Here is a 17,270-nt window from a genome sequence, read left to right as displayed (position 1 = left end):
TGCCCGGCGAGCGCAGCGGTTGAACGAGATTCTGCCGGGCATGGCCCGGCGCTACCGATCCGTCGCGTCGGTCCTGCATAATCGGGGCATGAGTGTCCTGCGCTTTGACAATGTCAGCAAACAGTACGCCGGTGGCCACGAGGCGCTGATCGATGTCAGCTTCGAAGTGGCCCCCGGCGAAATGCTGTTCGTCACCGGCCATTCCGGGGCGGGCAAGAGCACCCTGCTGCGGCTTATCCACCTGGACGAACGACCGAGCCGCGGCGCGGTGGTGTTCGACGATCGCAACCTGCTGAAGGTGCGCGGCGGCGATGTGCCGCGCCACCGTCGCGCGGTCGGCGCGGTCTACCAGGACCATCGCCTGCTGATGGACCGGTCCATCGCCGAGAACGTAGCCCTGCCGCTGATCCTGCGCGGCACGCGCCGGGCCGATATCGGCAAGCGCGTGCGCTCGGTGCTGGAACGCATGGGCCTGGGCCACCGCGAAAAGGCACTGCCGTCGCAGCTGTCGGCCGGTGAGCAGCAGCGCGTGGGCATTGCCCGCGCCATCGTGGGCGAACCCAAGCTGCTGGTGGCCGACGAGCCGACCGGCAACCTCGACCCGACCTTGGCCGCCGAGATCATGGCCCTGTTCGCCGAACTGCCTTCGCGCGGCACCAGCGTGCTGGTGGTCAGCCACGACCTGCCGCTGCTGCGCCGCATGCGCAAGCGCGTATTGATCCTGGACCACGGCCGGCTCGTGGATGACATCTCGCCGCAGGATCTGGCGGAGTAACCGATGGCCAAGAACGAAAACGCCGAAGCCGCCGCACCCTCGCGCCTGGGCGTGTGGATCCAGCACCACGTACACAGCGTGGTGTTCAGCCTGGGCCGCGCCTGCCGCAAGCCGTGGGCCACCCTGCTGACCGTGATGGTCATGGCGCTGGCACTGGCGCTGCCGCTGGGGCTGTCCATCGCGCTGGACAACCTGAAACAGTTCGCCGGCAGCGTGCAGCAGTCGCGCGACATCAACGTGTTCCTGAAGGCCGATGTGGACGGTCCCGGCGCGCTGCGCCTGGCCGGCGAACTGCGCGACCGCCAGGACGTGGCCAACGTGGCCGTGCGCACGCCCGAACAGGGCCTGGAGGAACTGCGCCACGCCGGCCTGGGCGAGGCGATCGACGCCCTCAACGACAACCCGCTGCCCTCGCTGCTGGTGGTGACCCCGGCGCAGGGCCAGGATGACGCGCGTCTGGCGCGCGCGCTGGAAAGCCTGCCCGGTGCCGACCTGGTGCAGCACGATGCGTTGTGGCGCAAGCGACTGGATGCCTGGCTGGCGTTCGGCGCGCGGCTGGTGCAGGTGCTGTCGGTGCTGCTGGGCATGGGCGCCGCGCTGGTGGTGGGCAACACCGTGCGCCTGGATATCCAGGCCCGCCGCGAGGAAATCGGCGTGCTGCAGCTGCTGGGCGCCAGCGATGGCTTCATCCGCCGCCCGTTCCTCTACCTGGGCGCGTGGTATGGCCTGGGCGCCGGTGCCGTGGCGCTCGCGCTGATCGGCGTGGCCGGTGCCGCATTGCGCGCACCGCTGGCCGACCTTTCGCGCAGCTATGGCAGCCCGTTCGTACTGCACGGGCTGGACCTGCTGCACGGCAGCCTGGTGCTGCTGGGCACGTTGCTGCTGGGCTGGCTGGGGGCGTGGCTGGTCACCGGCCACTTCCTGCGCCAGACCCGCCCCACCGACACCTGAGACCTGCATGCAACCGCAAGCGCTGAAGCATATTGAAGGGCCCGCGACGCGGGTGATGGTGGTCGACGGTTCCAAGCTGGTCCGCAAGTTGATTGCCGACGTGCTGCAGCGCGACCTGCCCGGCGTGGAGGTGATCGGCTGCGACAGCATTGAAGAGGCGCAGCAGGTGCTGGCGCAGGGGCCGGTGGATCTGGTCACCACCTCGCTCACCCTGCGCGATGGCGACGGCCTGGACTTGGCCCGCAAGGTGCGAGAGGCCGCCGGCCAGGCCTATGTGCCGGTGATCGTGGTGTCAGGCGACGCGCAGCAGCACCTGGAGCAGCGCCGCTTCACCGAATTCGTTACCGACTATTTCGACAAGTCGCTGGGCCACGAAGCACTGGCGACGTTCATCCGTGGCTACGTGCAGCCGCAGACCATTCCTGGCGCCACCATTCTGTACGTGGAAGACAGCCGGGTCGTGGCCGAGGCCACCAAGCGCATGCTGGAACGGCAGCAGTTGAACGTGCTGCACGTGGTCAGTGCCGAAGAAGCCTTCACCCTGCTCACCGCCGAATCGCTGGGCCGCAGCCGCCACCGCATCGACCTGGTGCTGACCGACGTGACCCTGAAGGGGGAACTGAGCGGGCGTGACGTGGTGCAGCGCGTGCGCGTGGATTTCGGTTACGGCAAGCGCCGCCTGCCGGTGCTGGTGATGACCGGCGACGGCAATCCACATAACCAGACCGGCCTGCTGCAGGCCGGTGCCAACGATCTGGTGCTCAAGCCGATCGAAGAACGCCTGCTGGTGACCAAGGTGCTGTTCCAGTTGCGCCTGGCCCGCTTGAACGATGGACCCGTATTGAAATGATCGACGAAGTAGTGGGAACCCCGGCGATCCAGCTGGAGCCGAGCTGGAAACAGCGCGTGGGCGATTATCTGCTGCAGCCGCAGATGCGCGAGCTGTCCGCGTTCCTGCGCCAGCGCAAGGCCAGCGGCGCAGCGGTGTTCCCGCCGGGGCCGCAGATCTTCGCCGCGTTCGACGCCACCCCGTTCGAGCAGGTGAAGGTGGTGGTGCTGGGCCAGGACCCCTACCACGGCCAGGGTCAGGCCCATGGCCTGAGCTTCTCGGTGCAGCCCGGCGTGCCGGTGCCGCCTTCGCTGCTGAACATCTACAAAGAGATCGAAGGCGACCTGGGCATTGCCCGGCCCGATCACGGCTGCCTGCTGCCGTGGGCGCAGCGCGGCGTGCTGCTGTTGAACGCGGTGCTGACGGTGGAGGAGGGCAGTGCCGGCGCCCACCAGGGCCGCGGCTGGGAAGGCTTCACCGACCACGTGGTGGACGTGCTGAACCGCGAACGCGACGGCCTGGTGTTCATGCTCTGGGGCGCGTACGCGCAGAAGAAGGGCAAGGTGATCGACACCGGCCGCCACCGCGTGCTGAAGGCGCCGCATCCCTCACCGTTGTCGGCACATCGCGGTTTCCTGGGCTGCCGCCATTTCTCGATGGCCAACGACTACCTGCAGCGCCAGGGCCACGCGCCGATCGACTGGTCGCTGCCGCCGCGCGCCCGCCTGTAATCCGGCAGGCACGCCGCAGCGTCACACGCCCAGCATCTCGATGATGTCGTGCGCCACCTGTCGCTTGCGCGGTGGCAGCCGCCGTACCAGCGACAGGATGTTGCCCTCCAGGTCGTTGCGCGCGTAGTCGGCGCTGGGGGGCGCCGCACCCAGTTCCTCATCATCGGGCTTTCCGCAGCCGCGGCCGGTGGCCAGCCATTCGAAACGGACCTGGGTCACCACCGCGATCCGGGCCAGATGCGACACGCTGGGATGGGTGCCGCCGCGCCGCTCCCACTGCGCCACCGCACTGCGCTTCACCCCGGTTTCCTGTGCCAGCTGTGTCTGTGAAAGTCCAGCCGCCGTGCGTGCACCGCGGATTCGATCAGCCATCGACAACATCGGTATTCCCCCTTTCCCTGTCCCTAGTTGATGGGTGGTTATCGATACTTACCGGGCAGCGATTCTTTTATGCGCCTGTACAAAATGACTGTCTGCCCTTGCCGCACCTGGGTTTCCCATCGTCTCCTCCCTGGCGACAGTGCTGCTTACTACGGTCTTCACGCCGTCTTGTTTGACCCCTGCGCGCGCAAACGTAATTAATCGCTCAACCGGCCACGCAGCGCCGGAAAACATCAGAAACATCGAAGCGTGTGCGTCACATGCCTCATCACCGGCAATGTCCGGGCGGTGCTGGGCGCGTGCAGCCGCGGCGCAGGGGATGGGGCGATGGATAAGGCTTCAGTCGTGAAGCGGGTGTCAGTGTTACTCACCAAAGTAAATGTCCTGCTATTTAGTGTGATCCTGTGCACATTAATAATGGTCGTGCCGACGGCCCGCGCCCAGGATGCCTGTACCGCCAATGGCGCCTGTGTCTCGGCCGGGCCGCGTCTGGTATCGGTCGATTCCACCCAGAGCCCGGTGTTGAATCTGTTGTTCAGCACGCTGCTGCCCGGCACCAGCGTCCAGCTCACCGCGTTGGACTGGAACAACCTGGCCGGCGCCGACATAAACCTCAACGCGCTGCTGACCCAGCTCAACGGCGGCGTGGTGGTCAGCGATCCCAGCCAGGTGTTGAACGCCAACATCACCCTGGCCCAGCTGCAGGCGGCGATGGTGTCGGTGCTGCAGGCCGACGGCAAGACCGCCGCGGCCAGCGCGCTGGGTCTGCTCAGCCCCTCCATCGGCGGGCTGACCGGCAACATCCGTCTGGCCGATCTGCTGCAGGTCAGCCTGCCGCCGGGTTCGCTGGCCACGGTGAACCTGGACGTGCTGGACCTGATCACCGGCGGCGTGCAGCTGTACAACTTCCGCAACGTGGTCACCACGCCCACGCCGATCACCCTGACCACCGCCCAGTTGGCGCCGTTGGGTCTGGGCGGGCTGGCCAACGTGCGCGTGTGGGCGCAGGTGGTCGAACCGCCGGTGTTCAACTGCGGCCCGGTCGGAACCAGCTTCCACAGCGCGGCGATCCGCCTCAAGCTGGATTTCGACATCGTGCAGGGCCTGAACGTGGCGCCGCTGATCTCGGCGGTGAACGGCCTGAACGTGGGCGGGCTGGTCTCGCTGTCGGGTACGAGCATCAATGCCTCGCTGGTGCATCTGTCGGTCTACGCCGATGTAGCACGCGCCGAAGGCACCATCAGCGCGGTCAGCCTGGCCAGCAACGCGGTCACCCTGCAGGCGCGGCCGGGCCTGGTGAATCTGTACGTGGGCACGATCAGCGACGCGGTGTTCTTCAACCGCAGCGCCGTGCTTACGCCGGCCAGCGTGACCCCGATCAACGCCACCACGTTGAACGTAACCGTTGCGGTCAGCCTGTTGTCCACCAGCGTGAAAGTGGCCGACGTGGATGTGCCGCTGACCGTGTCGGTGCGCGCCGTCGCCACCGCCACGCCCGGCGTGCAGTCGGTGGTGGTACCCGGTGCATTTCCACAGACACGCACGCTTACCGCGGGCACGGTCAGCGCCAGCACCATGGTCACCTCGCTGATCAATTCGCTGGATGTGACCATCACCAGCGGTACGCCGGTGGTGCGTCTGGTCAACGCGCTGGTTACCCTGCCACTGCCGGTGAACACCATCGTCAACGCGCTGGTATCCACCCTGCTGCCTCCGCTGCGCACCGTGGTGAACGCACTGGTGGGGCCGGTGCTGACCGCCGTACTGGGCGGGGTGGTCGACAACCTGCTGGCCTTGCTGGGCATCCGCATCGGCCAAGCCGTGTTCACCGTGGAAAGCATTTCGCAGAGCTGCGCTGCCACGGTGCAGCTGGTGAAGACGCTGGCGCCGACCACCGATACCGGTGTGTTCAACCTGAGCGTGGCACAGGGGGCCACGGTGCTGGCCAGCGTGGCCAACGTGGGTAACAACGGTGCCACCACGGCAGTGGTTACGACACCCGGCACGGTCTACACGCTGGCCGAAACCGCAGGCACCGCCACGGTCCTGGCGCGCTACGCCAGCAGTTGGGAGTGCAAGGACCAGGGCGGCACCACGCTAAGCAGCGGCACCGGCCAGAGCTTCAACTTCACCGCGCCGGCGCTGGCGGCGCAGCCGCTTACCGTGGTCTGCCGCATCACCAACCGCACGCGCCAGGCCGATCTGTCGATCAGCAAGAGCGATGGCAGTGCCACTTACACACCCGGTGGCAGCGCCAGCTATGTGCTGACGGTCAGCAACGCTGGCCCCGATGCGGTGACCGCCGCGCAGGTCAACGACACGCTGCCGGCGGGCGCCACCCTGAGCGCGCCGTGGACCTGCAGTGCCTCGGCCGGCAGCACCTGCAGCGCCGCCAGTGGCGGTGCGGCCGGCGGCACCAGCGTCAGCCTGGGGGTGAACCTGATCAATGGGGGGCAGGCCACGATCACCGTGCCTGTCAGCTTCAGCGCCGATCCGGGCGCGTACTAGCCGTATCCACCCGGGCCGCTGCGCTGTGCGCGGCCTGGCAGCAACGACGCTTCATGTGACGCGCAGGTTGGGAACGCCAGAGCCTGCGCGGTGCTATCGAGGATGACAGCATGCCCACCGCCCGCGCCCGTCGCTTGAACTGCCTGCCCGGCCACGCCTGCCTGCGCGCGCGCGCGCTGCAACTGGGCACCGCGCTGCTGGCCACGCTGGCCATGGCGGGCGCGCAGGCACAGGCGTACCGCAACCCGCTGGTGAACACCGCCACGGTGACCGCGCCGGCCGACGTCTCCGATCCCACCCCGGGCAACAACAGCAGCAGCGACAGCAACGCACTGGCCGCCAGCGCGCAGCTGAGCATCATCAAGACCATCACCACGCCGGTGCCGGTCGCGGCCGGTGGCGCGGTGCAGTACCGCATTGAAGTGCGCAACACCGGCCCGTCGCAGGCGGTGGGCGCTACCCTCACCGATTCGGTGCCTTCGCAGCTGAGCGCGGTCACCTGGACGTGCGCGGCCGTTTCAGCGGCCACCTCCTGCTCGGCGGCCTCGGGCACCGGCAGCCTGAACATCGGCGTCAACGTGGGCGTGGGCGATGTGCTGGTGGTGCTGGTGAACGGCACCGCGCCCACCGTCACCCCGGCGACCATTTCCGCCAACGCGGCCACCATCACGCCGCCGCCGGGCACCACCGATCCGACCCCGGGCGACAACACCGCCACCACGCCCACCATCGCCGTGCAGGCGGCCGCCATCGTCGCCAACAACGATGACTACAGTGCCGCGCCATTCCCGCCGGGCGGCGGTGGCAGCACGCCGCGCGTGTTCGGCAACGACACCCTGGCCGGCGCGGCGTTCGCCGATGCCGCCGTGGTCGCCACGCTGACCAACGCGCCGTCCGGCTATGCCATCGCGGCCAACGGCACCATCAGCGTGCCGGCCACCGCCGCCGCCGGGCCGGTCAGCCTGACCTATCAGATCTGCGAAGCGGCATCGCCCAGCAACTGCGCCAGCGCCACGGTCACCTTGCTGGTCAGCCCCGATGCGCTGGATGACAGCGTGGCCGTGCAGGCCGGGCAGGCGGTGAACGGCAACGTTGCCAGCAACGACAATGTCTTTACCGGTTCCACTTTCGTGCAGACCGGCGCGGCGCCCAGCCAGGGCAGCGTGGTGCTGCAGGCCAGCGGCGCGTTCACCTACACCGCCAACGCGGGCGCCACCGGCACCGATACCTTCGGCTACCAAGTGTGCCTGCCGGCACCGAACGCGGCGGTGTGTGACACCGCAACGGTCACGGTGAACCTGACCGCCAACACCATCGATGCGGTGAACGATGATTTCAGCGCCGCGCCGATCGCTGCGGCCAGCGGCGGCACCACCGCCAGCGTGCTGGGCAACGACACCTTCAATGGCGCCGCGGTGGTGCCGGCCAACCTGACCACCACGCTGATCACTGCACCGGCGGGGTATCTGATCAACGCCGCGGGCGCCGTCACGGTGCCGGCCAACGCCGTGGCCGGTCCGGTCACCCTGGGCTACCGCATCTGCCTGACCGCCGCGCCAACGCTGTGCGATACGGCCAGCGTGCAACTGGTCATCGCTCCCGACGCGGTGGACGATGCGATCGCCACGCCAGGTGCGGGGCAGCCGGTGTCCGCCAACGTCGGCAGCAACGACAACACCCCGGCCGGCTCCACCTTCAGCCTCGGCACCGCCGCCAGCAAGGGCGTGGTGACCGTGAACAGCGACGGCAGCTACACCTACACGCCCAATGCCGGCGTCACCGGCAGCGACACGTTCGGCTACCAGGTCTGCCTGCCGGCGCCGAACGCTGCGGTGTGCGATACCGCGACCGTCACCGTCACCCTGGGCGCCAATGCGCTGGTGGCCAACGATGATCTGTTCGCCACCCCGGTGCCCGGGCTTGCCGGCGGCACCACCCCCAGCGTGCTGGGCAACGACACCCTCAATGGCGTGGTAGTCACCGCCGGAGCGGTTACAGCAACGCTGCAGGCGCCGGTGGCGGGCTTCAGCCTGGATGCCAGCAGCGGCGTGATCGCCGTGGCCGCAGGCACCACGCCGGGTGCCACGACGCTGGCCTACCAGTTGTGCGAAGTGGCAGCCCCGGCCAACTGCGATACCGCCAGCGTGCAGGTGCTGGTCGCGCCGACGGCCGTGGCCGACAGCGTGCCGGTGCAGTCGGGCCAGGCCGTGACCGGTTCGGTGGCCAGCAATGACAACACCGGTACCGGCGCGGAATTCAGCGTGCTGGTCGCCCCCACCCAGGGCACGCTGGTGCTGGCCGCCGATGGCGGCTTCACCTACACCTCGGCCGCTGGCAGCAGTGGCACCGACAGCGCCAGCTACCAGGTCTGCCTGCCCGCACCGAACAGTGCGGTGTGCTCGACGGCGACGGCCACCTTTGTCATCACCGCCAACACGGTCGATGCAGTGGACGATGCCTTCGCCACGCCAGCCATCTCGCCGGTGACCGGCGGCAGCACGCCCAGCGTGCTGGGCAACGATCTGTTCAACGGCGCGGCGGTGACGTCCGCCCAGGTGAGCGTGAGCCTGGTGAACGCACCGCCGCCGGGTTACACCTTCACCAGCGCCGGGGTGATCAACGTGCCGGCCGGCGCCGCCGCCGGTGCGCAGACCCTGACCTATGAACTGTGCGAGGCCGGTACCGCCAACTGCGACACCGCGCAGGTCGCACTGGTGGTGGCGCCCGCTGCCACCGACGACAGCTACAGCACCTCGGCCGGGCAGCCCCTTGTGGGCGATGTCAGCTTGAACGACAACGCGCCCACAACGGCGACCTACAGCCTGGTCACGCCGCCGGCCGCGGGCACCTTCACCCTGCAGGGCAATGGCAGCTTCAGCTATGCACCGGCCGCGGCCGGGCCGCAGACCGCGCAGTACCAGGTCTGCCTGCCGGCGCCCGATACGGCCGTCTGTGCCACCGGCACGGTCACGATCACGGTGGTGGCCAACACCGTTGACGCGGTGGATGACAACTTCCGCAGCCCCGTGTTCGCGCCCGGTGCCGGCGGCACCACGCCCACGGTGTTTGCCAACGACAGCTTCAACGGCGCACCGGTGAATCCGCTGCAGGTCACGGCCAACCTGGTGGCCGCGCCCACCGGTTTCAGCATCGACGCCAACGGCATCATCACCGTGGCCAGCTACGCGCCGGCCGGTGCCACCACGCTCACCTATTCGCTGTGCGAGCAGGGCGGCAGCACCTGCGATACCGCCGCTGTGCAGGTACTGGTTGCGCCCGATGCCGTCGATGACAGCGGCAGCGTGACCGGCACCCAGCCGGGCACCTTCAATCTTGCCGCCAACGACAACGTGCCTGCCGGTGCCAGCTATACCGTGGTTACCCCGCCGACCCTGGGCAGCGCGGTGCTGTCGACCAGCGGCAGCCTGCAGTACACCGCCAACGCGGGCGCCAGCGGTGCCGACACCCTGACCTACCAGGTGTGCCTGCCGGCACCGGACGGTGCCGTCTGCGATACCGCCCAGGTGACGCTGACCCTGGCGGCCGCTGCACTGGTGGCGGTGAATGATGATTTCAGCGCCAGCGCGGTCCCGCCCAGCGGTGGCAGTACCGCCAGCGTGCTGCTCAACGACACCTTCAATGGTGCGGCCATCGTGCCGGGGACCACGCCTGTCACGGCCACCCTGACCACCCTGGTGTCCGGCTACAGCATGGCCGCAAATGGCGTCATCAGCGTCGCGGCCGGTACCTTGCCGGGCTCGGTGGCGCTGGGCTACCAGGTCTGCGAAACCGCTGCGCCGACCAACTGCGCCACCGCCACCGCGGTGGTGGTGATGAGCCCGGATGCGGTGAACGATGCACTGCCGGCCGCTGCCGGTGCGACCACCGTACTGAATGTACTGGCCAACGACGTGGCACCGGCCACGCCGGTGGTCACGGTCAGCGTGGCGCCGGTGAATGGCAGCGCCGTGGTCAATGCCGATGGCAGCATCAGCTACACACCCACCGGCAGTTTCAGCGGGCCGGATTCCTTCACTTACCAGCTGTGCCTGCCGGCACCGCACGGCAGCGTGTGTGATAGCGCCACGGTGGCGGTGACGGTCAGCACCACCTCGCTGGTCGCGGTGAATGACAGCTTCCTGGCCACGCCCATCGATCCGGCGGCCGGCGGCAGCACCACCAGCGTGCTGCTCAACGACACCTTCAGCGGCAGTGCGATCGTGCCGGGCACCACGCCGGTCACCGCATCGCTGGTCACGCCGGTGTCCGGCTACAGCCTGTCGGCCGACGGTGTGGTGAGTGTGGCCGCGGGTACGCGCCCGGCCGCGACCACCCTGAGCTACCAGGTGTGCGAGAACGCGGTGCCGACCAACTGCGCCGCCGCCACCGCACTGGTGGCGATCAGCCCCGATGCCGTCGCCGACAGCCTGCCGGCCACCGCAGGCGCCACCACGGTGTTGAACGTGCTGGCCAACGATGCCGCGCCGCTGAACCCGGTGGTCACCGTCAGCGCCGGCCCGAGCCAGGGCACGGCCGTGGCCAATGGCGATGGCACCATCAGCTACACGCCGACCGCCGGCTTCACCGGTACCGATACCTTCACCTACCAGCTGTGCCTGCCCGCGCCGGGCGGCACGGTCTGCGATTCGGCCACGGTGACGGTGACGGTCAGTGCCACCTCGCTGGTGGCCAGCAACGATGATTTCAGCGTCAGCCCGATTGCACCGGCCACCGGTGGCAGCACCAGCAGCGTGCTGTTGAACGACACCTTCAGCGGCGCGCCCATCGTGCCGGGCACTACACCGGTCACCGCCACGCTGATTGCCGCGCCGGCCGGTTACACGATCTCGGCCAGCGGTGTGATCACCGTTGCTGCGGGAACCACGCCGGCCGCGGCGACCCTGAACTACCAGGTCTGCGAAAACGCGGTGCCGGGCAACTGTGCCGCGGCCACCGCGCTGGTGGCGGTCAGCCCGGACGCTGTGGCCGATGCACTGCCGGCGGCTGCCGGCGCCACCACCGTGCTCAACGTGCTGGCCAACGATGCCGCGCCGCTGAACCCGCTGGTGACCGTATCGGTGGCGGCGGGCAACGGCACCACCCTCGTCAATGGCGATGGCACCATCAGCTACACGCCCACCGCCGGTTTCACCGGCACCGATACCTTCAGCTACCAGGTCTGCCTGCCGGCGCCAGCGGCGGCGGTCTGCGATACCGCGGCGGTCACCGTCACCGTGGCGGCCACGACGCTGACCGCGGCCAACGATGATTTCAGCAGCAGCCCGATCGCCCCTGCGGCCGGCGGCAGCACCAGCAGCGTGTTGTTGAACGACACGTTCAATGGCGTGGCCATCGTGCCGGGCACCACGGCGGTAACCGCTTCGCTGCTGACCACGGTGCCGGGCTACAGCATGGCAGCCGACGGCGTGATCACCGTGGCCGCAGGAACGCCGCCGGCGGCGACGACGCTGAACTACCAGGTCTGCGAAAACGCGGTGCCGGGCAACTGTGCGTCGGCCTCGGCCGTGGTCGCGGTCAGCCCGGTGGCCGTGGCCGATACCCTGCCGGCCACCGCCGGCACCACGACCGTGCTGAACGTGTTGGCCAACGACACCGCACCGCAGAACCCGGTGGTGACCGTGTCGGCGGCGCCGACCAACGGCACCACCACGGTCAATGCCGACGGCAGCATCAGCTACACGCCCTCGGCCGGCTACACCGGTGCCGACAGCTTCACCTACCAGCTGTGCCTGCCCGCGCCGGCGGCAACGGTCTGCGCCACTGCAACCGTATCGCTTGCGGTCAGCAACACGTCGCTGGTGGCGGCCAACGATGACTTCACCGCAGCGCCGATCGCGCCGGCCACCGGCGGCAGCACCACCAGCGTGCTGCTCAACGATACGTTCAATGGCGTGCCCATCGTGCCGGGCACCACTGCCGTGACGGCGTCGCTGCTGGCGCCGCCCAGCGGCTACAGCATGTCGGCCAACGGGGTGATCAGCGTTGCGGCGGGCACCACGCCGGCGGCAACCACGCTGAACTACCAGGTCTGCGAGAACGCGGCGCCGACCAACTGCGCGGCTGCCACCGCCGTGGTCGCGGTCAGCCCGGAGGCGGTGGCCGACGCGCTGCCCGCCGCCGCTGGCGCCACCACCGTACTGAACGTACTGGCCAACGATCGCGCACCGGCCAACCCGACGGTGACGGTGTCGGTCGCACCGACCAATGGCAGCACCACGGTGAATGCCGACGGCAGCATCAGCTACACCCCAACGGCGGGCTTCACCGGCACCGACAGCTTCACCTACCAGGTCTGCCTGCCGGCCCCCGGCGCCACGGTCTGTGATTCGGCGACGGTGACGGTGACCGTCAGCAACACCACGCTCAGCGCCCTGGGCGATGACTTCACTGCGGCGCCGATCGCTCCGGCGGCCGGTGGCACGACCGCCAGCGTGTTGCTGAACGACACCTTCAATGGCGCGGCCATCGTGCCGGGCACCACGCCGGTCAGCGCGTCGCTGGTGACGCCGGTGAACGGCTACAGCATGAGCCCGGCCGGCGTGATCACGGTGGCGCCGGGTACCACGCCTGCCGCGGTGACGTTGAACTACCAGGTCTGCGAAAACGCGGTGCCGACCAACTGCGCGGTGGCCTCGGCCATCGTGGCGGTCAGCCCGGAAGCGGTGGCGGACACCCTGACCGCGACGGCGGGGACCACCACCTTGCTCAACGTGCTGGCCAACGACACCGCTCCGCTGAACCCGGTGGTGACCGTGTCGGCGGCACCGGCCAACGGGACTGCCACGGTCAATCCAGATGGCAGCATCAACTACACGCCGACGCCCGGCTTCACCGGCGCGGACAGCTTCACCTACCAGTTGTGCCTGCCGGCGCCGGGCAGTGCGGTCTGCGATGCCGCCACGGTCAGCCTGACGGTGGGTGCCAATGGCATCAGCGCGCTCGCCGATGACTTCAGCGGCACGCCCATCGCACCCGCCACCGGTGGCAGCACCGCCAGCGTGCTGTTGAACGACACGTTCAACGGTGCGGCCATCGTGCCTGGTACCACCCCGGTTGCTGCCTCGCTGGTGACGCCGGTGGCCGGCTACAGCATGAGCGCAACGGGAGTCATCAGCGTTGCGGCCGGCACCACGCCTGCGGCGGTCACGCTGAACTACCAGGTGTGCGAAACCGCCGTGCCCACCAACTGCGCGCAGGCAACGGCGCTGGTGGCGGTCAGCCCGGATGCGGTGGCAGACACCCTGCTGGCCGCCGCCGGTACCAGCACCATATTGAACGTGCTGGCCAACGACACCGTGCCGTTGAACCCGGTGGTGACCGTGACCGTTGCGCCCGCCAACGGCCTGGCCACGGTGCTGGCAGACGGCACGATCCGCTATTCGCCGTCTGAAGGCTTCACCGGCAGCGACAGCTTCATCTACCAGGTGTGCCTGCCGGCACCGGCTGCCGGCGTCTGCGACACCGCCACGGTCAGCCTCACCGTTGCGGCCACCACCCTGGTCGCCACCGCCGATGACTTCACCGCCGCGCCGATCGCACCGGCCAGCGGCGGTACCACGGCCAGCGTGCTGCTCAACGACACCTTCAACGGCGCTGCGATCGTGCCGGGCACCACGCCGGTCACCGCAACCCTGATCAGTCCGCCCGCGGGCTACAGCATGGCCGCCAACGGGCAGGTCACCGTGGCACCAGGCACGCCGCCGGCCGCCGCAACGCTGACCTACCAGGTCTGCGAGAACGCGGTGCCGACCAACTGCGCGCAGTCCACCGCGGTGGTCGCGGTCAGTCCTGCTGCGGCCAACGACACCCTGACGGCAACGGCCGGCACCACCACGGTGCTCAATGTCACTGCCAACGACACGCTGCCGTCCAACCCCACGCTGACCGTGCTGGTGGCGCCGGGCAATGGTGCCGCGGTCGTCAACGCCGACAACACCATCAGCTACACGCCCACGGCGGGCTTCACCGGTGTGGACACCTTCACCTACCAGGTCTGCCTGCCCGCGCCGGCAGCAGGGGTGTGCTCCACCGCCAGCGTCACCGTCAGCGTGGGCACGACCAGCGTGAGCGCATTGAACGATGACTTCAGCGCGACGCCCATCGTGCCGGCCATCGGCGGCACCACCACCAGCGTGCTGTTGAACGACAGCTTCAACGGTGCGCTGATCGTGCCGGGTACCACGCCGGTAACCGCCACGCTGATCACGCCGCCCACCGGCTACAGCATGAGCCCGAGCGGCGTCATCACCGTCGCTGCGGGTCTGGTTCCGGTCGCCACCACGCTGAGCTACCAGGTCTGCGAAAACGCGGTGCCGACCAACTGCGCGCAGGCCACCGCACTGGTGGCGGTGCGCCCGAACGCGGCCGATGACACGCTGTCGGCCGGTACCGGCACGACCGTGCTGAACGTTGCCGCCAACGACACGCTGCCGTTGAACCCGGTGTTCACGGTGATCGTCGCGCCGCTGAACGGCACTGCCGTGGTGAATGGGGACAACACCATCAGCTATACCCCGAACCCGGGTTTCAGTGGCACCGATACCTTCACTTACCAGGTCTGTCTGCCGGCACCGAACCTCAACGTCTGCGACACCGGGTCGGTCAGCGTGACCGTGAGCGCCACGACCCTGCAGGCAGTCAGCGACAACTTCAGCGGCACGCCCACCTTGCCAGGCGCGGGCGGGTCCACGCCGTCGGTGCTGGGCAATGACCTGATCAACGGCGTGCCGGTGCAACCGGCGCAGGTCACGGTGTCGCTGATCGCACCGCCGGCAGGCGTCAGCATCGATGCCAACGGCATCATCAGTGTGGCCGGCAGTGCCGTGGCCGGTGCGCTCAACCTGACCTACCAGATCTGCGAAGCCAGCAATACGGGCAACTGCGCGCAGGCCACGGCGCTGGTGCTGGTGCGTCCGGATGCGGTGAACGATGTGGCCACCACACCGGCCGGGCAGGCGCTGAGTGGCAGCGTGGCTGGCAATGACAATGCCGGCGGCGGTTCGGTGTTCTCGCTGGTGACCGCACCGGCGCAGGGCACCGTGGTGCTCAATGCCAATGGCAGTTACACGTACACGCCCAACGCGGGCTACACCGGCAACGATTCCTTCATCTACCAGCTGTGCCTGCCCGCGCCATATGCCGGCGTGTGCGATACCGCCACGCTGACCATCACGGTCAGCGCCGCGGGTGGCACCCTGGTCGCGGTGGATGATGCGATTGCCGATGTGCCGGCCACCGGCGCCACCGCAGTGTTGAACGTGCTGGTGAACGACACGTTCAACGGCGCCGCGCTGGACCCGACCACGGTGCAGCTGACCCCCACCAACACCACGGCCATCACCATCCAGGCCAATGGCAGCGTGGACGTGGCCGCCGGTGTGGCCGGTGCCACCTACACCACCACCTACCAGATCTGCCTGGTCAACCAGCCCAGCGTCTGCGACATCGGTACGGTCACGGTGACCCTGGCCAACCCGCCGGCGGGCAGCCCCGTGCAGCCGGCCGACGATACCGCTACGACGCCGCAGGACAGCCCGGTGGTGGTGGCGGTGCTGGCCAACGACCTGGTTGCCGGCAGCCCGGTGGTGCCGGCGTCGGTGGCGGTGACCATCAGCACCGCGCCCACCTCGGGCACGGCCGAAGTACTGGCCGATGGCAGCGTGCGCTACACGCCGGCGGCGATGTTCAGCGGCAGCGACACCTTCGCCTACACCGTCTGCACGCAGGCCGCGCCGGTGCAGTGCGGCACCGCCAGCGTGACCGTGCAGGTACAGGCCAACGCGGTTGAAGTGGTGGATGAGACCGTGACCACGCCCGATGGCGAACCGGTCACGATCTCGCTGCTGGACAACATCAGCACCAGCGGCGCGCCGATCAACCCGCGTTCGCTGCGCGTGCTGGCCGCGCCGCGCTACGGCCGCCTGGGCTGCACCGACGGCGTCTGCATCTACACCGCCTTCGTCGGCTACAGCGGCCAGGATGCCTTCACTTACAACATCTGCGACGTGTCCATTCCCACCCCGGTCTGCGCCGATGGCCGGGTGAACATCAACGTCACCGCCAGCGGTGCCGTGCTGCGCCTGACCAAGCAGGCAGCGCAGCGCACGGTGAAGGTGGGCGAGCTGGTGCGTTACGTGGTGACCGTGGAAAACCTGGGCGAAGTGGATGCGCTGGGGGTGAACGTGGTCGATACGCTGCCGGCCGGCTTCACCTTCGTGCAGGAGGGCTTCGAGGCCCGCGACCTGGACAACGCCGCGTTCGTGAGCGCGCGCTCGCCGCTGCGGGTGGAACGGGTGGATATCGCCGCCGGCGGCCGCGCCACGCTGGTGTACTACCTGCGCGTGGGCGCCGGCGTGGGCCAGGGCATCCACACCAACCGGGTGACCGCGGTGGATGCGGTCAACGCCAGCATCGGCAACGTGGCATCTGCCGATGTAGAGGTGGTGGGCGATCCATTGCTGGACGAGAGCCTGATCCTGGGCAGCGTGTTCGAAGACCGCAACGGCAACGGCATCCAGGATGACGGTGAGCGCGGTATTCCCGGCGTGCGCGTGGCATCGGTGGAAGGCCTGGTGATGGAAACCGATGCCTTCGGCCGCTACCACCTGGTCGGCATCAACGGCGGCCAGGCACGCGGGCGCAACTTCATCCTGAAGGTGGACCCGACCACGCTGCCGGCCGACGCGCGCTTCACCACGCGCAACCCGCTGCTGCGGCGGATCACCCCGGGGCTGCCGGTGCGCTTCGACTTCGGCGTGCAGCTGCCCGATGCACGGTTCGACAGCGGTCGTCCGGCCCTGCGGCTGGAGTTCGGTCCCGCACTGTTCGTACCGGGCCGCGCCGAACTGACACCTGGCAACGAGGCGGTACTGGCAAAGGCGGCCAGCGCGTTGCAGGCACGCCAGGGTGGGGTGCTGCAGGTGCGTGCCGAGGCGGGCCAGGAGGCGTTGGCGGCAGACCGCGGCCGCGTGCTGCAGCAGGCCGTGCTGGCGCGGTTGCCAGACGGGTGGGCCGACCGGGTGCAGGTGCAGGTACTGCCTGCACCGGCCACCGTTGACCGCGCGGACCGCTGAGG

At 68.9% G+C, this 17,270-nt stretch carries 7 protein-coding genes; 6 read left to right on the top strand and 1 reads right to left on the bottom strand.

Going from position 1 to position 17,270, the window contains the following annotated elements; genetic code table 11:
• The first annotated feature begins 88 nt into the window (after window positions 1-88).
• The 4 genes from ftsE to ung are packed head-to-tail and all read left to right on the top strand — an operon-like array spanning window position 89 to window position 3,286.
• Window positions 89-775 carry a cell division ATP-binding protein FtsE gene (gene ftsE / locus IAE58_RS06240; RefSeq protein ID WP_108751049.1) on the top strand — a complete coding sequence of 229 codons (687 nt, stop codon included), beginning with the start codon at window positions 89-91 and terminating at the stop codon, window positions 773-775.
• Window positions 776-778: 3 nt separating this feature from the next.
• On the top strand, window positions 779-1,726 hold the full coding sequence (ftsX, locus tag IAE58_RS06235; protein ID WP_199933062.1) for a permease-like cell division protein FtsX: 948 nt from the start codon (window positions 779-781) through the stop codon (window positions 1,724-1,726).
• Window positions 1,727-1,733: 7 nt separating this feature from the next.
• Complete coding sequence (locus IAE58_RS06230; RefSeq protein WP_108757344.1) at window positions 1,734-2,576, top strand: response regulator; 843 nt, start codon at window positions 1,734-1,736, stop codon at window positions 2,574-2,576.
• Complete coding sequence (gene ung, locus IAE58_RS06225; RefSeq protein WP_199933063.1) at window positions 2,573-3,286, top strand: uracil-DNA glycosylase; 714 nt, start codon at window positions 2,573-2,575, stop codon at window positions 3,284-3,286. The genes IAE58_RS06230 and ung overlap by 4 nt, the downstream gene beginning before the upstream one ends.
• Before the next feature lie 21 nt (window positions 3,287-3,307).
• On the opposite strand, the gene IAE58_RS06220 is transcribed toward ung, so the two are convergent.
• On the bottom strand, window positions 3,308-3,658 hold the full coding sequence (locus tag IAE58_RS06220) for a helix-turn-helix transcriptional regulator (protein WP_233614767.1): 351 nt from the start codon (window positions 3,656-3,658) through the stop codon (window positions 3,308-3,310).
• Between the two features lie 432 nt (window positions 3,659-4,090).
• Here IAE58_RS06220 and IAE58_RS20080 point away from each other — a divergent pair, with 432 nt between their 5' ends.
• Together IAE58_RS20080 and IAE58_RS06210 are read left to right on the top strand one after the other, a co-directional pair.
• Window positions 4,091-6,175: a DUF11 domain-containing protein gene (locus IAE58_RS20080; RefSeq protein ID WP_199933065.1), complete on the top strand. Its 2,085-nt coding sequence runs from the start codon at window positions 4,091-4,093 to the stop codon at window positions 6,173-6,175.
• A gap of 110 nt (window positions 6,176-6,285) precedes the next feature.
• Entirely contained in the window at window positions 6,286-17,268 is a 10,983-nt protein-coding gene (locus tag IAE58_RS06210; RefSeq protein WP_199933066.1) for an Ig-like domain-containing protein, read from the top strand.
• Window positions 17,269-17,270 lie beyond the last annotated feature (2 nt).

This window comes from Stenotrophomonas sp. S49 (genome assembly GCF_016624905.1).
Lineage (GTDB): Bacteria > Pseudomonadota > Gammaproteobacteria > Xanthomonadales > Xanthomonadaceae > Stenotrophomonas.
Note: the sequence above shows the minus strand (reverse complement) of the source record. Positions and strands in the feature narration are given on the sequence as shown.

Coding starts and splice junctions, on each gene's coding strand:
- ftsE (WP_108751049.1), top strand. CDS start 89: ATGAGTGTCCTGCGCTTTGACAATGTCAGCAAACAGTACGCCGGTGGC.
- ftsX (WP_199933062.1), top strand. CDS start 779: ATGGCCAAGAACGAAAACGCCGAAGCCGCCGCACCCTCGCGCCTGGGC.
- IAE58_RS06230 (WP_108757344.1), top strand. CDS start 1,734: ATGCAACCGCAAGCGCTGAAGCATATTGAAGGGCCCGCGACGCGGGTG.
- ung (WP_199933063.1), top strand. CDS start 2,573: ATGATCGACGAAGTAGTGGGAACCCCGGCGATCCAGCTGGAGCCGAGC.
- IAE58_RS06220 (WP_233614767.1), bottom strand. CDS start 3,658: ATGGCTGATCGAATCCGCGGTGCACGCACGGCGGCTGGACTTTCACAG.
- IAE58_RS06210 (WP_199933066.1), top strand. CDS start 6,286: ATGCCCACCGCCCGCGCCCGTCGCTTGAACTGCCTGCCCGGCCACGCC.